Origin of the sequence: Blastopirellula sediminis (genome assembly GCF_020966755.1) — a bacterium.
In the GTDB taxonomy this organism is placed as follows: domain Bacteria; phylum Planctomycetota; class Planctomycetia; order Pirellulales; family Pirellulaceae; genus Blastopirellula; species Blastopirellula sediminis.
In genome coordinates, this window is the sequence record NZ_JAJKFT010000010.1 from 1,021,597 (window position 1) to 1,042,614 (window position 21,018).

The window sequence follows — 21,018 nt, forward strand, 5'->3', positions numbered from 1 at the left end:
GCTTGCCGATTGATCCGCGTCGGCACGGAAGCCGCCGCCGTCGAGAAAGCCAAAGGACTGGCGATGTACAAGCTGTTACTCTGCCTGCGCTATCTGCGAACGCGCTATATTGCGCTCGCTTCGATCATCAGCGTCACGCTGGGCGTGGCGACCATGATCGTCGTCAACTCGGTCATGTCGGGCTTCGCGCACGAGATGCACTCGCGCCTGCATGGCATCCTTTCCGACATTGTGATGGAAAGCCACAGTCTGAACGGCTTTTATCACTGGGAAGAGGAGATTGCGCGGGTCAAAGAGGTCGCCGGCGACGACATCGAAGCGGTCACCGCGACCGTGCACGTCCCGTCGATGCTTAGCATCAAAATCCGCGATCAATGGATGCCGCGGCACGTCACGCTGGTCGGTATCGATCCCGAGTCGTACGCCAAAGTCAGCGACTTTACCCAATATCTGAAGCATCCCGCCAACCGCGAGCACGTTAACTTCGACTTGAAAGAGTCTGGCTACGATGCAGAGCAGGGCTCTCCGCTGCGCGACGCCGGCTGGGGACATCGTCGCGGCAAGGTGATGTACGAGCGCGAGCTCGAAATGCAGCTGATGCAGTTCCGCGAATTTGAAGAAACCGGCCGTTGGCCCGATCAAGATCTGTTGAAACAGAAACGAGTGATGCAGCCGGCGCCGATTGCGCTGGTCGATCACGAAGAAACCGTGACCGAAAAAGCGGTGCTGCCGCCGTTCGCTTCCGATCCTGACGCGCCGCCGCTGCCGGGAGCTCGTCCGGAAGAACTGAACCAGATGGCCAACGCCGAGCTGTACGACGCGAACAAGAAGGGCGCCGACCCGTTCTCGTCGCGCCGCGGCTTGCCGGCCGAATCAACCTACGATCCGCTCACCCATCAAGCGACCGGCTTGATCCTGGGGATCGCCATCGGCAGCGTTCGCGATCGCGACAAGACGACCGGCGAAGTGAAGGACTTTTACATGGTCCTGCCGGGCGACGACGTCAAACTGACCTTCCCGACGGCCGAGAATCCGCCGAAAGCGATGAACGCCACGTTCACCGTGACCGACTTCTACGAAAGCAAGATGAGCGAATATGACGCGGCCTTCGCCTTCATGCCGCTCGATCAGCTGCAACGTCTACGCGGGATGATTCATCCGGAACATGGAACCGCGATCTCGTCGATTCAGATCAAGCTGAAGGATGGCGCCAATCTACAGCAAGTGACCGACAAGTTGCGTGCTGCGTTCCCGCCCGCTTCGTCGCCCTACCGCATTCAATCGTGGCGCGACCTGCAAGGTCCGCTGCTCTCGGCGGTCGAAATGGAAAAGACGATCCTGAACATCCTCCTCTTCTTGATCATCGGGGTAGCCGGCTTCGGCATCCTGGCGACCTTCTACATGATCGTCGTCGAGAAGACCAAAGACATCGGCATCCTGAAGTCGCTGGGCGCCTCGGGCGGCGGCATCATGAGCATCTTCCTCGGCTACGGCTTGTCGCTGGGGATCGTCGGATCGGGCGTCGGCATGGTGCTCGGACTGCTCTTTGTGATCAACATCAATCGGATCGCCGCGGTGATTGAATGGATCACCGGCCGCGAAGTCTTCGACCCCACGGTCTACTACTTCCGCGAAATCCCGACCATCATCGAACCTTGGAGCATCGTCTGGGTCGTCGCTGGCGCGATGCTGATCGCCGTGTTGGCGAGCGTTCTGCCGGCGATGCGAGCCGCGCGACTTCATCCGGTAGAGGCACTTCGCTATGAGTAACGCAGAACCGCAAGGCCTGTCCGCCCTCGAAATTCGCCTGCAGCGCGAAAGCGTCCTGCCCGATCATGAAGTGCGTCGCCAAACGATCAGCGGCCCGCACATCAGTCCGGCCAAGTTCGCGCCGCCGACTAGCAGCACGCCGGAAGCGAGCGAAAAGCCGAGCAAGAAAAAGAAGAAACCGTTGCTCGAGACGAAGAACCTGCACAAGAGCTACCGCAAAGGGCGGCTGACGATTCCGGTCCTGCGCGGCGTCGACTTCGCGGCGGAAGAAGGGAAAATCACCACCATCATCGGGCAGAGCGGCAGCGGCAAGAGCACGCTGTTGCACCTGATGGGAACGCTCGATTCGCCTGACTCCGGCGAGATCAACTTCGCCAACACGCGGATCGACAAACTGAGCATTCGCCAGCGCGACGCGCTTCGCAGCCGCGCGTTTGGAATGATCTTCCAGTTCTATCACTTGCTGCCGGAACTGACGACGCTGGAGAACGTCCTGACGCCGATCATGATCTCGCACGGGATGTGGAGCTATTGGGCGGCTCGCAAGAAGTTCCGCAAGCGCGCTGAAGAGCTGCTCGAGATGGTCGGCCTCGGTCATCGCATCACGCACAAGCCGCGTGAGCTTTCCGGCGGCGAAATGCAACGGACCGCAATCGCACGTGCGCTGATCGCGCAGCCGCGGATCCTGCTGGCCGACGAACCGACCGGCAACCTCGACGAGCAGACCGGCGGCGAGATCATGGAGATCTTGAAGCGGCTCAACCGCGAGCAGAATCTGACGATCGTCATGGTGACGCACGACAACGCGATCGCCGCGCAAGGGCACGAAGTGATTCGCCTGACCGGCGGACGCGTCGAGAAAACGTAGGGCGTTTACTCTTTGGTGCCATGCTCTTGCGGCGTCTTCGCCGGATGAGCATGTCTTTGCCCTGGTAATACGCATTGAAGACATGCTCTTCTCGCGAAGACGCGACAAAAGCATGGCGCCCGGTTACTAGCAGGCTCTCCTCAGAAAATTCGCGATTTTCTCTCGCAATTGATCTGGATGCTGGCGCCCCCCGTTTGCTAACCTCCCGCGCGCTAACTACAGATTCTCGCTCACTGCACACACAGCAAGGAGGCTGCGATGCGGGCCCTCATTCTTTCGGTTTTGGCGTTCCTCTTCGGATTGATCTTTTCCGGCGGGTGCAACGTTGAACAACTCGAAAAATTAGCCGCCGAAGTCGCTCAGCAGCAACAGAACCAGCAAACCGAGTCGACCGCGACGACGCCGATCTCGACCGGCGGCCCCACCGCCGCTCCGTCGGGCGATACGATTCGAATCGCTTCGTTCAACATCCAGGTCTTCGGTCAATCGAAGATCGGCAAGCCTGACGTGATGCAGGTGCTGACCGAGATCGTCCGCAAGTTCGACGTCGTCGCGATCCAGGAACTGCGCAGCAAAGAGCAGGACGTGATTCCCCGCTTCTTGCAGATGATCAACGCCAACGGCCGCAACTACGACTCGATCGTCGGTCCGCCGCTCGGTCGAACCAGCAGCAAAGAGCAGTACGTGTTCATCTACGACAAGAATCGGATCGCCGTCGAACCGAGCTCGGTCTACACGATCAATGACCCGAGCGACCTGCTCCATCGCGAACCGATGGTCGCCACGTTCCGTGCGATCGGCGCCGATCAGACCCGCGCCCCGTTCCGCTTCAGCCTGATCAACATCCATACCGATCCGGACGAAACCGACCAAGAGCTCGACGCCCTGGGCGAAGTTTATCAACTGGTCCGCTACAGCGGTCACGAAGATGACGTGATCCTGCTCGGCGACTTGAACGTCGACTACAAACACCTCGGCGCGCTCGGTCAGGTCCCCGGCATTACCTACACCGTCTCGGACGAACCGACCAACACGCTGCGCAAGAAGAGCTACGACAATCTGGTCTTCATCGCCGCCGACACCCGGGAATTCACCGGCCGAGCCGGCGTCTACGACATGCAGAAAGAACATGGACTGACGCTGGAACAAGCGTCGGAAGTCTCGGACCACTTGCCGGTCTGGGGCGAGTTCTCCGCCTACGAAGCCGGCCCATCGGCCGTCGCCTCTGGCGCCGGAGCGCCGGTCCGCTAATCGCGATCTCAATAGTAGCCCGAAGCGCGAGCGAGGGAAATGCGTCGGGCTACTTCCAACCGCGTCATGATTGCCAAGCGCATTTCCCTCGCTTGCGCTTCGGGCTACGAATGAAGAGGCTCGCTGCGTTTACACCAGCGGCAACAATGTCGCCAGGATCAGCGTCGCCAGGAAGCTGGTGCCCCCCAGGACCAACAGCAGCAGCGTCCACGACTTCAGCGCTTCGACTTCGGTCAGACCGCTCATCTTGGCGAAGACCCAGAAGCCGCTGTCGTTCATCCACGAACCTATCAGCGAGCCGCTGCCGATCGCCGTGGCGAGATAGACCGGATGGCAGCCGAGCGTTTCCGGCGTCGCTAGTCCCCCGAGCATCGCAGCGCCGGTGATCATCGCCACCGTGCTCGAACCTTGGGCGATCTTCAATACCGACGCGATCGAGAAGCCGAGCAGCAGAATCATAATCGCGCTGCCGCCGCTGCCGACGCTGAACATTTCGCGAATCGCCGGACCGACGTTCGCCGCCCCCAGCATCGCGCCGAAAGCGCCGCCGGCACACGTGATCAGGATGATCACGCCGCCGCTCATCAGCGCCACTTCGACCGATTGTCCCAGTTCCTTCAACGACAGCTTTCGCGACGAAACGAGCGTCGCCATCGCAATGATCGCCGACAATAGCAGGGCGAAGTTCGGATCGCCAAACGCCGCCGACCAGTTGGCCGCTTTCCGCGCGTCGGTATCCCAGACGTGCGGCTGAATCATTTCTTCGCCGTAAGTCGATTCCAACACCTGGCGATTCATCCGCTCGGCGTCGACCGGCTTCATGCGGGTGTTGTCGCCGTTCACCTTTTTGACCAGCGACGGCGGCAATTTGCCAGGCAAGTCGACCCCCAGCGGTTTGTGGGAGAGTACGAACTGGTTCAAACCGGTCACCAAAGCTTGCTGATCGTCGGTCGAAAGGGGTGCGTCACGCAGCAGCAGATCGGCGATCTCGGCGCGACGTTCCTTTTGGAATTCGCTTTCGGTGATGACCGAGACCATCCGCTTGCCAAGCGTGTCGGCGTCGCCGCCGTTCTCGGCGCGAACCTTGTCGCGGAACTTCTCCCAATCGACGTCTTCCACTTTCAGCTGCGCGGCGCGCTGTCCATCGGCGATCGTCGTCAGGACGGTGTTGGTCGAAATCAACAAGACCGGCAACAACACCGGCAGCAGCGAGACGAAGAGGCTCGGCAGTTGATCGTCCGGCAGTTCATCCGGTTCCGGTTCGGCGCTGATCGGCCGCATCGGCAGCGGCATCCAGCGGTTCATCAGCATCGAGAAGAGGAGCCCCGCGATGGCGCCCGGCAAGGCGACGCCGGCGCCAACCAGAATCATCATCCCTTTGTCGACTCCCAACTGATCGGCGACGACCAGCGGACCAGGAGTCGGCGGAACGAGCGTATGCGTAATCGCGCCGCCGGTGGCGATCGCCATCACGTAGAGCAGGTAGTTCTTTTTCGTTTTGCGGAACAGCGAGCGAGCCAGCGGCACCAGCAAGTAAAAGACGGTGTCGAAGAAGACCGGCACCGCCAGGATAAAGCCGCTGCTCATCAGCGCCGCAGGCGCCCGTTTCTCGCCGCAAATGCTCATCATCCAGCGGACGACCCTATCGGCCGCGCCGCTGTCGAGCATGCACTTGCCGATGATCGCTGCGAGCGCGATCACAATGCCGACGCCGCCGGCCATGCCGCCGAATGCCGAAGCGACGCGGCTGAATTTGTCTTGCACGCTGCCGTCGGCCATCAAGCTGACGACCATCGCCGCAACCAACATCGCGATGAAAGCGTTGGCCCGCAGGAAGATGATCAGTCCCAATACCGTGGCCATGCCGACGCCCAAACAGAGGAGGGCGTAGTTCACTTGGTCAGGCGTCATGGCAGGCGTCTCTAGCAGCTATTTCAGAGAAGTGGGGTAATTTTCCGTGGCGCGGGGAAGTATGAGAATGCCACAACGAGGCCCGAATATCAAGGGTTACGCTGGGAAATAGGGAGCCAAATCCGGCAAGAGCAGCTCAGGCCATGCCGGTTGGGGGCGACAAGGGGGAAGATCTGGTCACAAAGCCACGTGGCCCCATTCGCAACATGAAAAGTCATTCATTCCTTCGCTTCCTAAGCCTCGCGCTCGCGCGCGAATCTGCCCGCACCGACGAGCCGAATCGTCGTTTTTCGCTCGGCGTTTCCCGTGCGAATTGACGCCGAGATTGCTAGCAGCGAAACACATCGGCCTTGGTCGTTTTAGGGCCAATCCGTTACATTGCCCTGCTATCAACTTCGGCTTTACAGCTCCCGCGAAAGAAAGCACCCCAATGAGCGTCACACTCGGCCAGTTGGCTACTCTTGTCGAAGGGGAGCTGCTGGGAGACGCACAGCTCGAGATCACCGGCGCCGCGATCATTCGCGATTCTCAGCCGGGCGAAATCACCCTGGCCGATCGCCCTGAACTAGCGAAAGAGCTGGCCCGCTCGCAAGCCGCCGCCGTCATCGCTTCGGGCGAGTTCGCCCCGGCGGGCATGCCGGTCATTCTGGTCAAGAATGTTCACGCCGCGTTCGCCAAGGCGGTCGCGCTATTTCGTCCTTCCCTCACCCAGCAGACGCCGGGCGTTCATCCTTCGGCCATCATCGCCGCCAGCGCCGTGATCGCACCGAGCGCGTCGATCGGGCCGATGGTAGTGATTGGGGAAGGAGTTACCGTTCACGCTGACGTGATCATTCATAGCAGTGCGCAGATCAGCGCCGGCTGCTCGATCGGCGCTGGGACGACGATCTTCCCCGGCGCCGTGCTCTACGAAAACACTATCGTCGGCGCCAACTGCATCCTGCACGCCGCGGCGGTGTTGGGAGCGTACGGCTTCGGCTACGACTCTTCCAGCGGCAAGCATGTTCTCTCGGCGCAGCTGGGGAACGTCGTGCTGCATGACAACGTCGAGATCGGCGCCGCCACGACGATTGACCGCGGCACCTACGGACCGACCGTGATCGGCGAAGGGACCAAAGTCGACAACCAGGTGATGATCGCCCACAACTGCCGCATCGGCCGCTTCAATCTGATCTGTTCGCAAGTCGGCATCGCCGGCAGCACCAGCACCGGCGACTACGTCGTGATGGCGGGTCAGGTCGGCGTTCGCGACCATGTCCACATCGGCGACGGCGCGATCCTGGGCGCCAAGTCGGGGATCTCTTGCGATATCGGCGCCGGACAAAATGTGATCGGCGCGCCGGCAATTTCGGCGAAGGACAAGAAGCTGGAACTCGCGCTGCTCAGCAAGTTGCCGGAGATGCGAAAGCAGCTGAAGGCGCTCCTCGCGCGAGTCGATCAGCTCGAGAAAGAAGAAGAGCTGCGCAAGACGGCCTAACGAGTTCATCAGCAAGGATGCCATGAATTCTCACGCACAGACGCAACAGCGGCCGTTCGGTTTGCTCGCCGGATGGGGCAGACTGCCGATCGAAGTGGCGACCGCGCTCACGCGACGCGGTTACGCGGTTCACACGCTGCTGATCAAAGACCACGCCGATCCAATTCTGGCTGAACTCTCAACTTCGCACGAGTGGATCGGGCTGGGACAGCTCGGCAAATGCGTCCGCTTCTATCATCGTCACAATGTGACGACCGCGACGATGGTCGGCAAAGTCCACAAGGTGCGGCTGTTCGACCGGAACGTCCTCTGGAATCATTTTCCTGACTGGTACGGCGCCCGGATCTTCGCTCCGCACTTCCTGCTGGGGACGAAAGACCGCAAAGACGACACGCTGCTGGGCGGCATCTGCCGCGCGTTTTCGAAGAAAGGAATCGAGTTCGTGCCTGCGACCGACTACGCTCCTGATCTCTTGGTCAAATTCGGACACCTCGCTGGCAAACCGCTCAGCAAGAAGCAACTCGCCGACGTCGAGTATGGCTGGCGGCTGGCCAAAACGATCGGCCAGTTCGACACCGGGCAGAGCGTCGCGATCAAAGGCCAAACCGCGCTGGCGCTGGAAGCGGTCGAAGGGACCGACGAGTGCATCCGTCGCGCCGGCCAGCTTTGCCGATCAGGCGGGTTCACCATCGTGAAAGTCGCCAAGCCGCAACAAGACATGCGGTTCGACGTCCCGACCATCGGCGTCGGCACGATCGAAACGATGAAGGCCTCCGGCGCCGTAGCGCTGGTGATTGAAGCCGACAAGACGATCATCGTTGATCAGGAAGAAGTGCTCGCCAAAGCGAACGAATTGGGAATCGCGATCCTCGCCGCCACCGGCGAGCGACTGGGCGAAGTGCTGACCGACGAAGACGCGGTCGCGGCGTAATTCTGACTCCACACTAACCCGAGGCGCAAGCCGAGGGAATGTGCGTGACAATAAAGAAGCGGCCGCAATTCTACTTGCGGCCGCCAATGACTAATCACTTCTTGTTTCGCGCCGAACGCATTCCCTCGGCTTGCGCCTCGGGTTAGTTTCGGACGTTACGGCGTGATGCAGTAGAACTTCGGGCCGGTTCGGATCAGCAACTTGCCTGGGACGGCGGCGTAGCCGTAGACGATCGGTCCGGACGACATCGGCGGGCCGCGACGGCCTCCTTCCTCCCCTTCCGCGGCGGGCGCTTGGGCCGGCTCTTCCGCTTCCGGATTCCAGAGCATGTTTTCGGCCAACACTTCCCATTTGGGACCTGCTTTAACGACAGTCGTCTTCCCATCTTTGCCGAAGAAGTAAACCCGATCGCCGACGCCAAGCGACGTAGCCCAGCACGATTGCGACAAGCGTTCGGTGAAGAGGGTTTCGCCGCTTTCCACATCGACGCCGAAGACGACGCCGCTTTTGTTGACCCAGTAGGCGACTCCCTGATGCACGATCGGCGTGCTGAACGAAGAGGAGGCCTTTTCATTCCGCCACAGGACTTCGGCCGTCGCGCCGGCATCCGATTCGCGGACGCGAACCGCCATGTTCGAGCGTTTGGCGCCGTCCCCTGATTCTTCGCCGCGACCGGCCGACGCGCCGACCAGGAACATCCCATCGCCATACGGCATCGGGGTGTTGGTCGTGTTGCCGCCGAGATCGTCGATCGTCCAGAGCTTCTTGCCGCTGCTAACGTCGTAGCCGTCGACCGTGCCGCTGCTACTGACGATGATCTGCGGACCGCCAGGAGTGGAGATGACGCGCGGCGAACTCCAGCTCACTTTGCTCTCGCGATCGGTCTTCCAGGTCGCTTCGCCGGTCTTCTTGTCGAGGGCGACGATGTAGGAGGGACCGTCGTTTTCGACGAGCAAGATCACCGCGTCGTCGCTCAAAGCAGGCGAAGCGGCGAGCCCGTGGTTCGACTTCATTTCGCCATACTCGGCGATCAGCGACTTGCTCCAGAGTTGTTCGCCGTCATGCGACAGGGCGATGATGTCGCCGCTCTCGAAGAACGCGTAGACTCCCAGCTGATCAACGGCCGGAGTTGGCGCGGCGCGGCTGACGTAAGTGCTGCTCTTGATCGGCAGCGACGACTTGAAGTCTTTCCGCCACAGCTGCGATCCGTCCGCCAGGCTCCAACAAGTGACGATGTTCGTCTCTTTGTTGGGACCGTCGATCGACGTGACGTAGACCTTGCCGTTCCAGACGATCGGGCTTGATTGTCCGTAGCCCGGCAGATCGGCCGTCCAGGCGATATTGCTGTCCGGCGACCACTTCAGCGGCACTTGGGCGGCGGCGGGAGGTTCGACGCCGGCGCCTTGAAAAGCGGGCCAATTGTCGCTGCCGACCGCCATCGCCGTCAGCAGGACGAAGCAGGAAACCGCATGCATCTCGTTTCTCGCAGATAAATGGAAATGAGGTCGAGTCCGACGAATTCAATGTCCTGGCGCCTGGTGCCATGCTCTTGCGGCGTCTTCGCCGGATGAGCATGTCTTCGCCCTGGTAGAACGCATTGAAGACATGCTTACTCGGCGAAGACGCCGTGAAAGCATGGCGCCAAGTAACGTTAGTTTACTTGGTTTTCAGCTGCGGATGGTTAAATTCGACACGAACGACCTTCCGTTCTCCTTTATCAGAAGTTCGGATCGCGGTGTGGCTGACCGGCAGATCCCAGTCGCCGACCCGCTTCCAGACGTTTTCGACCGTCGCGCTGGCGGTCAGATTGCCGTCGGCGTCCCAGTTGCTGATGGTGAAGACCTGCGGCAGGTATTTCCCTTCCGGGTTCCGATAAACGTTGACCACGGTGATGGTGAACGAACCGGTCTTCGAGCGGCGAATCACCTCGTGAATCACCCCATCTTTCACGCGGGATTGGCTTTCCATCAAGCCGCCGCTTTTCTCGATCAGCTTGCCGAGGGCGGTGCCGGGATCTTTCGGATCAAAGTAAGCTTCTTCGCCAGCTTCGTTCGCTTCGTCCCGGAAACGGTGCGCGATCAGCGAATCGAGGGCGCGGCCGATCGTCTTGTCTTCGGCGAGCGAAACGCCGCTGATTTTCATTTCACCGTCCGACGAAACGTCGATCGTCCCGGTTTCGGTCTTGCCGTCGAGTGAGACGACCAGTTCCGCGGTGAAGCCGGGGATGCCGTTCCAGACGATCCGCTGATCGCGGGCGTCGGCCAGCAATTGCACAGCGGAAATCTCGGTGGAAGTCGGTTCGGCGGCGGCCAGAGGAGCGGCCAGCAGTACCAGCAGACAGAAGGTTCGGCGAATCATCGGCAGGGTCCCTTTCCAAGAAACGGCGCGGTTTTGAAGAGCGTCGAAGCGTGGCTGGCGACAGATTCGGCTGGCGAGCTGATAAACGCGAAAAACTTGAGACTGATTCTCGATAGGCTATCTTCCCGCGAAGAAAGAGGCAAGCGGCCGCGGGCCGAAGTTCTTGATTTCGCCCGAAACTCCCCGAAAACCGGGGACTAAGTCGGAGAAAATCCAAATCTGGCCAATTGACGCCAACAGGGGAGCTGATAAGCTACATGCGTGAGAATCAATCTCAATAAGCCTTCGCCAGCAAGATTCCCGCCAGCCCGGCATCGATTCTCACAACGGTTCGTATCCCCCCGCATTCCGCGATCTGGTCCAATAGGATCAGTCGCCTTGCTCCTAACACTTTGGCGAAGGAATCCTTGCATGTTGCGAAAACTGACAAGCGCGCTGGCCGTTGCGCTGCTCGTATCGGCCATCATCGCGCCGGCCCAGGCCCACTTTTTGTGGCTGGTCGAAAGCGATAACCCGAAAGTCCTGAATCTCTACTTCTCGGAAGGGCCGTACGCGGACGAGCCAGCGATCCTGAAGCGGGTCGAAGACGCCGTCGCTTACAAAGTGTTCAGCGACAAAGAGCCGGAACAGATCAAGTTCACACTGGCCGACGAAGAACTGAAGTCGGAAGAATTGAAAGGGCGCGGCGAATCGCTGTACGCTTTGACCCGGTCGCTGGGCGTCATGGAGCGCGGCGGTGAGAAGTTCCTGCTGCAGTACAATGCGAAGACCGGCCCGACGCTGGGCAAATCGGCCTGGAAGCGGGACGCGTCGAAGCTGGTTACGCTCGACGTCGTACCGACGCTGCAAGATGGAGAAGCGGTCTTCACGGTGACCTTCGCCGGCAAGCCGGTGGAAGGAGCCGAAGTGTCGGTCGACGGCGCCAATGGAAAAGAGAAGGCCGAGACCGACTCGCAAGGGATCGCCAAGTTCGCCGCCAACAAGGCAGGCCTCTACGCGGTTCGTGCGAAGTATGTCGAACCGAAGTCGGGCCAGGTCGGCGACGACAAGTACGATTCGATTCGTCACTACACCACGTTGACGTTGCCTGTGATTCCGAAACTGAACGAAACGCTCAGCGCTTATCCCGATCTGCCGGAAGCGGTCACCAGCTTTGGCGCCGCGGTCATCGGCGATGCTCTGTACGCCTACGGCGGTCACACCGGCGACGCGCATCACTACTACTACGAAGCGCAGAACGGCTCGCTGCAAAAGCTGTCTTTGAAGAAAGACGCCAAGTGGGAAACGGTCGCCGAAGGGCCGAAACTGCAAGGCTTGGCGATGGTCGCTCACGGCGACAAGCTCTACCGCATCGGCGGCTTCACCGCGATGAACAAAGAAGAAGAGGAAGGTCGCAACCTGGTCTCGCAGGCCGACGTCGCGGCGTTCGATCTGAAGACCGGCAAGTGGTCCGATCTGCCGAAGTTGCCGGAGCCGCGCTCGTCGTTTGACGCGGTCGTCCTCGGCGACAAGATCTACGTGATCGGCGGCTGGGCCCTGAACGGCGAAGACAAGGATTCGACCTGGCACAAAACCGCTTACTCGCTCGACCTGAGCCAACCCAGCGCCGAATGGACCGCGATTGCCGAACCGCCGTTCCAGCGTCGTGCGAATTCGGTCGGCGTGGCCAACGGCAAGATCTACTCGATCGGCGGGATGCAAGAAGAAGGCGGGCCGACTACCCGCGTCGCCGTTTACGATCCGGAAGCGAAAACCTGGAGCGAAGGGCCGGAACTGCCCGGCGGCAACATGGACGGCTTCGGCACGTCGACGTTCGCCCAAGGCGGCAAACTGTACGTCAGCACGATGAGCGGCCGTTTGGTTCGCCTGGCCGATGACGGCAAGTCGTGGGAGACGGTCGGCGGGCTGACCAACGAACGGTTCTTCCACCGCATGTTGCCGGTCGGCAAAGACCAACTGATTCTGCTCGGCGGCGCCAGTATGACCGTTGGCAAGTTCAGCGAAGTCGACGTGGTCAATCTGAAGTAATTGCTACGCAGCAATTCTTCGAGAAACGAAAAACGCGAGCCGGATTCGGCTCGCGTTTTTTCGTGCGTTAGTGTTCCTGGCGCCATGCTCTTATCGCGTCTTCGCGAGAAGAGCATGTCTTCAATGCGGCATCCAACAGCAGGCTCGCATGCTCATCCGGCGAAGACGCCGCAAGAGCATGGCACCAGTTGATTATTCGCTTTCCGCGACAGCGACGCGGCCGTTTAAGAGCGGCTTCAGGAACTGGCCGGTATAGCTTTCCGCTACCGCCGCCACTTCTTCGGGCGAGCCCGCGGCGATGATCTGGCCGCCGCCGGAACCTCCTTCGGGGCCGAGGTCGATAATCCAGTCGGCGCACTTGATGATGTCGAGGTTGTGCTCGATCACCAGGACCGTGTTACCCTTGTCGACCAAACGGTTCAACACGTCGAGCAAGCGGCGGATGTCTTCAAAGTGGAGACCGGTCGTCGGTTCGTCGAGCAGGTACAAGGTCGAGCCGGTATCGACGCGGGCCAGTTCGGTCGCCAGCTTGATGCGCTGCGCTTCGCCGCCTGACAACGTGGTCGACGGTTGGCCGAGCGACAAGTAACCGAGGCCGACGTCATCCAGGCTGGCCAACGTCCGGTGGATCATCGGGATGTTCTCGAAGAAGCTGACCGCGTCGCGGATCGGCATGTCGAGAACTTCGGCGATCGACTTGTCTTTGTAGCGAACCCGCAACGTCTGGCGATTGAAACGAGCGCCGCGGCAGGTCGCGCAGGTAACGAACAGGTCGGGCAGGAAGTTCATCTCGATCTTCTGCAGCCCTTGTCCCTGACACGCTTCGCAGCGGCCTCCCTGGACGTTGAAGCTGAAGCGGCTCGCTTTGTAGCCGTATTGCTTCGCTTGTCGTGTGCCGGCGTAGACCTTGCGAATTTCGTCGAAGACGCCGGTGTAGGTCGCCGGGTTGCTGCGCGGGGTGCGGCCGATCGGCGATTGGTCGATCGGAATCACCTTGTCGACATTCGCGGCGCCTCGAAGACTCTTGTGCGGGCCTGGCTTAGCGGTCGGCGTATTCAATCGCTTGAGAAGCGCCGGCGCGAAGGTCTCGTTGATCAGCGAGCTTTTCCCCGATCCGCTCACGCCGGTGACGCAAACCAATGCGCCTAGCGGAACGAGAACCGAGACGTCTTTCAAGTTGTTGGTCGTCACTCCTTCGATCGTGATCGAACGAGTCTTGGCGATGCGGCGACGCTTCTCCGGCAATTCAATTTTGCTTTTGCCGGAGAGATATCGCCCGGTGATCGAATCGGAGTTCGTTTCCACTTCCAGCGGCGTACCATCGGCCATCACGCGACCGCCATCGCCGCCGGCGCCAGGTCCGATGTCGATCAAACGATCGGCCATCCGCATCATCGCTTCGTCATGCTCGACCACCAGGACCGAGTTCCCCTGATCGCGGAGATCGGTCAGCGAGCTGATCAGCCGCTCGTTGTCGCGAGGATGCAGCCCGATCGACGGTTCGTCGAGGATGTAGCAAACTCCGACCAAGCCGGAACCGATGCCGGTCGCCAGACGGACGCGCTGCAGTTCGCCGCCGCTCAATGTGTCGGCGGCGCGATTCAGCGTTAGATACTCGGCGCCGACCTTCTCAAGAAACTCGAGCCGCTTGATGATCTCCCGGACGATTGGTTCGGCAACCGGCTCTTCATGTTCGACGAAGGTGAGTTGCTGGAAGAACTCGCGGGCTTCGGCGACGTTCATCGCCGTGATCTCGTGAATCGCTTTGCCGCCGATCTGGACGGCCGTCGCTTCCATCCGCAAACGCGAGCCTTTGCAGGCGCTGCAGATCACTTCGGCGCGGAAGGCGGCCAGCTGATCGAGTCGCGCTTTGCGCGTGGTAGTGACATACTCTTTTTCGAGCATGACCAGGATGCCGAGGAACTTCTTCTCGTCGCCGTGGAAGAGCTGATGGAGCGTCTTTTCGGGAATCTCGGCCAGCGGAGTCGTCGGTTCGACTTTGTGCTTCTTCAGAAACTCGACGGCGGCCGCTTGATGTTTCTTCTGCGTCGCAGCGGTCAGCGCCTTCCAAGCGACGATCGCGTCCCCTTCGACCGAGAGCGACATGTCGGGAGCGACCAGCTCGGCGTCGAACTCTTCTTTGGCGCCCAAGCCTTCGCAGACCGGGCAAGCGCCGTACGGGCTGTTAAAGCTGAACGTGCGCGGTTCGATGTCGATAAAGCTCAAGCCGCAGCTGGGGCAGGCCAGCTCGGTGTTGTAGACCTCATCGCGCCACGTTCCCTTCGGGTGCTTGGCGTCGATCGCATCGGCGTCGAGATAGCAGGCCAACATCCGGCCTTCGCCCAGCTTCAGCGCCAGCGCGACCGATTCTCCCATGCGAGCCCGCAACCCTTCGCGGACGATGATGCGGTCGACGACGGCGTCGATGCTGTGCGCTTTCTTCGGATTGAGTTCCGGGATCTGATCGAGTTCGAAGACGTCGTCATCGACGCGAGCGCGCAATAATCCGCTCTTCCGAATCTTGTCGATCTCTTCTCGATGGGCGCCTTTGCGTCCGCGAACCATCGGCGCCAGAACCATCAACTTCGTCTGATCGGGCAGGGCGAGCAGGCGGTCTTGGATCTGTTCGGGCGTTTGCTGCGAGATCGGAACGTTGCACTTCCAGCAGTGGGGCTGCCCGAGTCGCGCCATCAACAGACGCAGGTAGTCGTAGACTTCGGTCACCGTAGCGACGGTGCTGCGCGGGTTCTGACTGCCGGCACGTTGATCGATACAGATGGTCGGCTGCAAGCCTTCGATCAGGTCGACGTCGGGACGTTCCATCTGATCGAGGAACTGCCGCGCGTAAACCGAGAGGCTTTCGATGTATTGCCGTTGCCCTTCGGCGAACAACGTATCGAGCGCAAGCGAACTCTTCCCACTACCGCTCGGTCCGGTGAAGACGACCAGCTGATTTCGAGGGATATCGAGATCGACGTTTTTCAGATTGTGAACGCGGGCCCCACGAATTCGGATGAAGTCGCTGGGGGATTCCGGAAGCGTTTTTTCCTCGCGATGCACTACGTCAGCTTTCGAGAAGAGAGTCGAAAACCGCCCTGACGGCGATTAAAGTGCGGTTACGAATCTTTTCAGCCTAACACGCCCGCGACGTTCCCACAATCGCCGGATGTCTCAAAACCGACCCACAGAGGGGTCTGGCTGACTGCTCTACGGGAAGTCCGGGTCCATTTTGGCCATTCTTTGCAGAATTCGGTTTCGATTTCGGCCCCTCGCGCAATTTAGCTGGTGTAGCGACTTCAATTTTGGTTGTGGAGCCGCTGCGCATGGGGGAGAATTAAAGCTTCCCGCCCGGCCTCTCACCTTTCCCGCCTGCTCCTTGTTCTGGTGCTTTCGAATGCCGCGAATGGATTGCTTCCGTTGGGTCATGACGCTGCCGACGCTCCTGTTTTTGGCAGGGGTCGTGGCGTCCGAAGAACCGGTCGATTTCAACCGCGATATTCGCCCGCTCCTCTCGGGCAATTGCTTCCACTGCCACGGCCCCGACCCGGAAACGCGTGAAGGAGGACTGCGGCTCGATGAGCGCGAGGGGGCCATCGCCGAACTCGATAGCGGCACAATCGCCGTCGTCCCTGGCAAACCGGATGAGAGCGAATTGCTGGCCCGATTGGTTGGCGACGATTCGATTCGGATGCCGCCGCCGGAAGCGGGCCGCCAGTTGACCCCCGCCGAAGTCGATCTGTTCCGCCGCTGGATCGCCGAAGGCGCCCAATTTCGCCGTCACTGGTCGTTCGAGCCGCCGGTCAACAGCGAACTGCCAATTCCCCCCAGCGTCGAGTGGGCGAAAAATCCGATCGACCACTTCATCCTAAATGAACTGCACAAGAAGAACCTGACGCCGGCGGCCGAGGCCGATCGAGCGACGCTGTTGCGGCGCGTTTCGCTCGCGCTGACTGGCCTGCCGCCGACGATCGCCGATGTCGACGCGTTCGTCAACGACGCCGATCCTAACGCCTACGAGAAAGCGGTCGATCGCTTGTTGGCTGATCCGGCCTATGGCGAACGTTGGGCTCGTCCCTGGCTTGATATCGCTCGCTACGCCGACTCGGCAGGCTACGCGCAAGATCCGGAACGGAACATCTGGAAATACCGCGATTGGCTGATTCAGGCGCTCAACGCGAACCAACCGTTTGATCAGTTCACGATCGACCAGTTGGCCGGCGACATGCTGCCGCAGCCGACCGAAGATCAACTGATCGCCACGGCGTTTCATCGCAACACGATGACCAACAGCGAAGGGGGAACCAACGACGAAGAGTTCCGCAGCGCCGCGATCGTCGATCGGGTCAACACCACGATTCAGGCCTGGATGGGACTGACGATGGAGTGCGCCCAATGCCACACGCACAAGTACGATCCGATCACGCAAGAAGAGTACTTCCAATTCTTCGCGATCTTCAATCAGTCGGCCGACGCCGATCGCGGCGATGAATCGCCGAATCATCCGACTTGGACGGACGAACTGACCGCTCGCAAGTCAGCGCTGACCAAGAGCCTGGAAAACGCCAAAAAAGAGCTGGAAGAGCTGAAAAAGTCGTCTCCTTCGCCAACTCCGCCGCCGACCGGTCCGCTCGCCGCGCGGTTTATTCGGGTCGAGAATCTCGGCGAAGGGAAGATTCTCTCGCTGGCCGAAGTGCAAGCGATCGCCGGCGGCGAGAACATCGCGCCGCGCGGTACGGCGTCGCAAGTGAGCGTCGCCTATGACGGACCTGCGAAGCTCGCCATCGATGGCATCACCGACGGGCACTATTTCAACGCGAAGAGCACGACCCACACCGAGACGCAAAACAATCCGTGGTGGGAACTCGATCTGAAAGAGCCGACTTCGCTGGAGAAGGTAGTCCTGTGGAATCGAACCGACGGCAACTTGTTTTCGCGGCTTGCGCCGTATCGCGTGGTGCTGCTCGATGCGGAGCATAAACCGATCTGGGCGCACGAAAGCGACGCGCCGTTCGCAACGTTCGTGGAATTCGACATTCCGAAGAACGGGGAAGAGCTGGACGACGCCGCGAAGGGCGCCATCGCCAAGTTCTCTGCCGGCGAACGTCCTGAACTCGAAGCCAAACAAAAGGCGATTGAAAAGCTGACGAAACAGCTTGCCGGCGTGAAGCCGATTGAAACGCCGATCATGCAAGAGTTGCCGGCCGACAAACATCGCGAGACGTTCATTCAGATCCGCGGCAACTACCAATCGCACGGCGCGAAGGTGGAGCCCGGCGTCTTGACCAAGTTCCACCCGCTGCCGGAAGGCGCCAAAGCGGATCGCTTGGGCGCGGCGCAGTGGCTCGTCGCCCGCGACAATCCGCTTACCGCCCGCGTTGAAGTCAATCGCCTCTGGGAGCAACTCTTCGGCATCGGGCTGGTCGAAACGAGCGAAGACTTCGGCTCGCAAGGGGAACTGCCGGTCAATCAGGCGCTGCTCGACTACCTGGCGGTCGACCTGATGGAACATGGCTGGGACGTCAAGCGAACGCTGAAGCTGATGGTCGAATCGGCCGCCTATCGTCAGGCGGCGACCGCCACGCCGGAGAAGCTGGCAATCGATCCGACGAATCGCCTGGTAAGCCGCGGTCCGCGGTTCCGTTTGTCGGCCGAAATGGTGCGTGATTCGTCGCTGGCCGCCAGCGGGCTGCTGAGCCGCAAGATGTACGGGCCGTCGGTTCGTCCGATGCAGCCGAAGATGGGAATGAACTCCGCGTTCGGCGGTTCGACCGACTGGGACCCGAGCCCCGGCGAAGATCGCTATCGCCGCGGCCTTTACACCAAATGGCGACGTACGACTCCGTACCCGTCGATGATGGCCTTTGACGCGCCGAGCCGCGAAGTCTGCACGATTCGCCGCATTGCGACCAACACTCCGCTGCAAGCGCTGGTGACGCTCAACGATCCGGTTTACGTCGAAGCGGCGCAGGCGCTGGCTCGCCGTGTCGTCGCCGAAGGGGGAGACGCGAATGAAGCCCGCATCGTTTACGCATTCCGGCTTTGCCTGAGCCGACAGCCGACCGATGCGGAAAAGACGCGGCTGCTGCAACTGCTGGAGCAGGCGCTCGCCGAGTATCGACAGCAGCCTGAAATGGCGAAGACGATCGCAACCGATCCGCTTGGGCCGCTTCCCGAAGGCGCCGATGCGGCCGAACTTGCAGCCTGGACGTTGGTCGGCAACGTGTTGATGAACCTGGACGAGTTTTTGTCGCGCTAGTCGACTGATCTACCGAACGCATTCCTGAAAAAACTTTGGCGAATCCTGTTATGAATCCGCGACTACGACAACTGCAAACGATCACGCGTCGCCACTTCCTGAGCGCTATGCAAATGGGCGTCGGCGGAATCGCGCTCGGTTCGCTCCTCTCCGGCGAATCGCAGGCCGACCCGATCTCGATCAACGCTTCGCAGCCGATGTTGCCGCGCAAGACGCACTTCGGGCCGAAGGCGAAGTCGGTGATCTATCTGCATTTGGCCGGTTCGCCGCCGAATCTCGACCTGTTCGATTACAAGCCGGAACTGGTGAAGCGCAACGGCGAAGATTGTCCCGCCGAGTTCTTCAACGGCAAAGAGTTCGCGTTCACCAAGGGAACGCCGACGCTGCTCGGCACGCCCCACAAGTTTCGCCAATGCGGCGAGTCGGGGGCCTGGCTCTCGGACGCGATGGTTCATCTGGAAGAGGTGATCGACGACGTCTGCTTCATCAAGTCGATGAACACCGATCAGTTCAATCATGCTCCGGCCGAACTGCTGCTGTACACCGGTTCGCCGCGACTCGGGCGTCCGTCGATGGGTTCGTGGGTCACCTATGGCCTCGGCTCGGAAAATCAAAATCTGCCGGGCTTCGTGGTGCTCAACTCGGGCGGTTCGAACCCGAGCTCCGGCAAGAGCGCTTGGGGAAGCGGCTTTTTGCCCTCGGTATTTCAAGGGGTGCAGTGCCGCTCGCAGGGCGATCCGGTCTTGTATCTCTCAAACCCGAAAGGGATGCCGCAAGATGTGCGGCGGTTATCGCTCGATGCGATTCGCGATCTGAACCAAGCGCAAGCCGGCGTCATCGGCGATCCCGAAACCGAGACCCGCATCGCTCAATATGAGTTGGCGTATCGGATGCAGGCTTCGGCGCCGGAGTCGATGGATATCTCGAAAGAAACGGCCGAGACGCTCGCCAGCTACGGCGCCAAACCTGGCGACGGCAGCTTCGCGTCGAACTGCGTCCTCGCTCGACGACTGGTAGAGCAGGGGGTGCGGTTTGTGCAGCTGTTCGACTGGGGTTGGGACTTCCATGGAACCAGCGCCGGCACCGCGCTGGGAGACGGTCTGCGCGGCAAAGCGAAGGGAATGGATCAGCCGGTTACGGCCCTGATCAAAGACTTGAAGCAACGGGGCATGCTAGACGACACGCTGGTGATCTGCGGCGGCGAATTTGGCCGGACCCCGTTCCGCGAAGGTCGTACGGCGGCGAGCACGAATCTCGGTCGCGATCACTATCCCGATTGCTTTACCCTGATGCTGGCCGGCGGCGGCATCAAACCGGGGATCTCGTACGGAGCGACCGACGAGCTAGGATTCGGCGTCACCGAGAATAAGGTGCACGTCCATGACTTGCAGGCGACGATCCTGCATCTGTTGGGAATGGATCACTTGCGATTGACCTATCCCTTCGCCGGTCGCAACTTCCGGTTAACCGACGTCCACGGCGAAGTGGTGCCGGGGATCTTGGCGTAAATCCAGTTACGCTTCGGTCGTTTGTGCGGCGTGCGGTTTCGCACCGCTGCCGCTCGTATGCGGCTTCGTCTTTGCAGAGACCGCGGCGGCTTCCTTCGGCTCAAACGCCAGCAAGGCGGAAAGAGCGACCGCGACTACCAGCGGCAACAGCGTCAGGGGATGAATCGGCGGATCGCGATCGACCGGCGGTTCGACCTGGATTTCTTCGATCGGTTCCCACCCATCAACCGTGTGACGCCACTCGACCGGCTCCGCCGGGGCTTGCGCCGTTTCGGCGTGCGAATAGTCGGGGTTTGGAATCACAGCGCACGTCGCCAACCAGAAGACGATCGGTACGGCGGCGATAAATAAAATGGTGCGTAGCACGGCGGTTTTCCGCGGGGATCAGCGAGGATGCAAACGGTGTGAGGTTGAATAACCTTCCAAGGCAATCTCCGTGCCCAAACCCCAATCGCCGACGTTAACTGCCAGTCGCACAACGTCTTAGCGAAAATCTTCGCATCCCTGCCGATTGTCGCTGTCGCTTTTCGTCAACATGCATGTTTCGCAGAAGCGACGCGCCGAGTTCCGATTATAGCGACTACCGGCCGTTCCCGCCTCCTTCGGGCCCCTCGCGAATCTTTGCAATCGATGTTTGTGAGTTTGCGTCACTGCGGCACG

The 21,018-nt window shown here is 60.6% G+C and carries 13 protein-coding genes; 8 read left to right on the forward strand and 5 right to left on the reverse strand.

Going from position 1 to position 21,018, the window contains the following annotated elements; all coding sequences use genetic code 11:
• Positions 1-9 precede the first annotated feature (9 nt).
• The 3 genes from LOC68_RS15780 to LOC68_RS15790 all read left to right on the forward strand — a co-directional run bounded on the left by LOC68_RS15780 (position 10) and on the right by LOC68_RS15790 (position 3,889).
• Positions 10-1,770 carry an ABC transporter permease gene (locus LOC68_RS15780; RefSeq protein WP_230220473.1) on the forward strand — a complete coding sequence of 587 codons (1,761 nt, stop codon included), beginning with the start codon at positions 10-12 and terminating at the stop codon, positions 1,768-1,770.
• Entirely contained in the window at positions 1,763-2,638 is an 876-nt protein-coding gene (locus LOC68_RS15785) for an ABC transporter ATP-binding protein (RefSeq protein ID WP_230220475.1), read from the forward strand. The genes LOC68_RS15780 and LOC68_RS15785 overlap by 8 nt, the downstream gene beginning before the upstream one ends.
• A gap of 258 nt (positions 2,639-2,896) precedes the next feature.
• Positions 2,897-3,889: an exonuclease/endonuclease/phosphatase family protein gene (locus LOC68_RS15790; RefSeq protein WP_230220477.1), complete on the forward strand. Its 993-nt coding sequence runs from the start codon at positions 2,897-2,899 to the stop codon at positions 3,887-3,889.
• Positions 3,890-4,018: 129 nt separating this feature from the next.
• On the opposite strand, the gene LOC68_RS15795 is transcribed toward LOC68_RS15790, so the two are convergent.
• Positions 4,019-5,800 (reverse strand): GntP family permease, encoded by a 1,782-nt coding sequence (locus LOC68_RS15795; protein ID WP_230220479.1) that lies wholly within the window; start codon positions 5,798-5,800, stop codon positions 4,019-4,021.
• Between the two features lie 430 nt (positions 5,801-6,230).
• Between LOC68_RS15795 and lpxD the strand changes: the two genes are divergently transcribed.
• Positions 6,231-7,277, forward strand: a complete 1,047-nt coding sequence (lpxD, locus tag LOC68_RS15800; RefSeq protein ID WP_230220481.1) for a UDP-3-O-(3-hydroxymyristoyl)glucosamine N-acyltransferase — start codon at positions 6,231-6,233, stop codon at positions 7,275-7,277.
• 22 nt (positions 7,278-7,299) lie between these two features.
• Positions 7,300-8,208 (forward strand): LpxI family protein, encoded by a 909-nt coding sequence (locus LOC68_RS15805; RefSeq protein ID WP_230220483.1) that lies wholly within the window; start codon positions 7,300-7,302, stop codon positions 8,206-8,208.
• A 155-nt stretch (positions 8,209-8,363) separates the two neighbouring features.
• Here LOC68_RS15805 and LOC68_RS15810 read toward each other — a convergent pair whose 3' ends face one another.
• Positions 8,364-9,683 carry an outer membrane protein assembly factor BamB family protein gene (locus LOC68_RS15810; protein ID WP_230220485.1) on the reverse strand — a complete coding sequence of 440 codons (1,320 nt, stop codon included), beginning with the start codon at positions 9,681-9,683 and terminating at the stop codon, positions 8,364-8,366.
• 181 nt (positions 9,684-9,864) lie between these two features.
• The gene (locus tag LOC68_RS15815) at positions 9,865-10,566 is read right to left on the reverse strand and encodes a DUF3386 family protein (RefSeq protein ID WP_230220486.1); all 702 of its coding nucleotides are present in this window, start codon (positions 10,564-10,566) and stop codon (positions 9,865-9,867) included.
• A 411-nt stretch (positions 10,567-10,977) separates the two neighbouring features.
• On the opposite strand from LOC68_RS15815, the gene LOC68_RS15820 reads away from it, so the two are divergent.
• Positions 10,978-12,594, forward strand: a complete 1,617-nt coding sequence (locus LOC68_RS15820) for a Kelch repeat-containing protein (RefSeq protein ID WP_230220488.1) — start codon at positions 10,978-10,980, stop codon at positions 12,592-12,594.
• A 192-nt stretch (positions 12,595-12,786) separates the two neighbouring features.
• Here LOC68_RS15820 and uvrA read toward each other — a convergent pair whose 3' ends face one another.
• The gene (gene uvrA / locus LOC68_RS15825; protein WP_230220490.1) at positions 12,787-15,654 is read right to left on the reverse strand and encodes an excinuclease ABC subunit UvrA; all 2,868 of its coding nucleotides are present in this window, start codon (positions 15,652-15,654) and stop codon (positions 12,787-12,789) included.
• Between the two features lie 343 nt (positions 15,655-15,997).
• Between uvrA and LOC68_RS15830 the strand changes: the two genes are divergently transcribed.
• Complete coding sequence (locus LOC68_RS15830; protein ID WP_230220492.1) at positions 15,998-18,850, forward strand: DUF1553 domain-containing protein; 2,853 nt, start codon at positions 15,998-16,000, stop codon at positions 18,848-18,850.
• 50 nt (positions 18,851-18,900) lie between these two features.
• The gene (locus LOC68_RS15835) at positions 18,901-20,358 is read left to right on the forward strand and encodes a DUF1501 domain-containing protein (RefSeq protein WP_230220494.1); all 1,458 of its coding nucleotides are present in this window, start codon (positions 18,901-18,903) and stop codon (positions 20,356-20,358) included.
• Between the two features lie 6 nt (positions 20,359-20,364).
• Here LOC68_RS15835 and LOC68_RS15840 read toward each other — a convergent pair whose 3' ends face one another.
• Complete coding sequence (locus tag LOC68_RS15840; RefSeq protein WP_230220496.1) at positions 20,365-20,724, reverse strand: hypothetical protein; 360 nt, start codon at positions 20,722-20,724, stop codon at positions 20,365-20,367.
• Positions 20,725-21,018 lie beyond the last annotated feature (294 nt).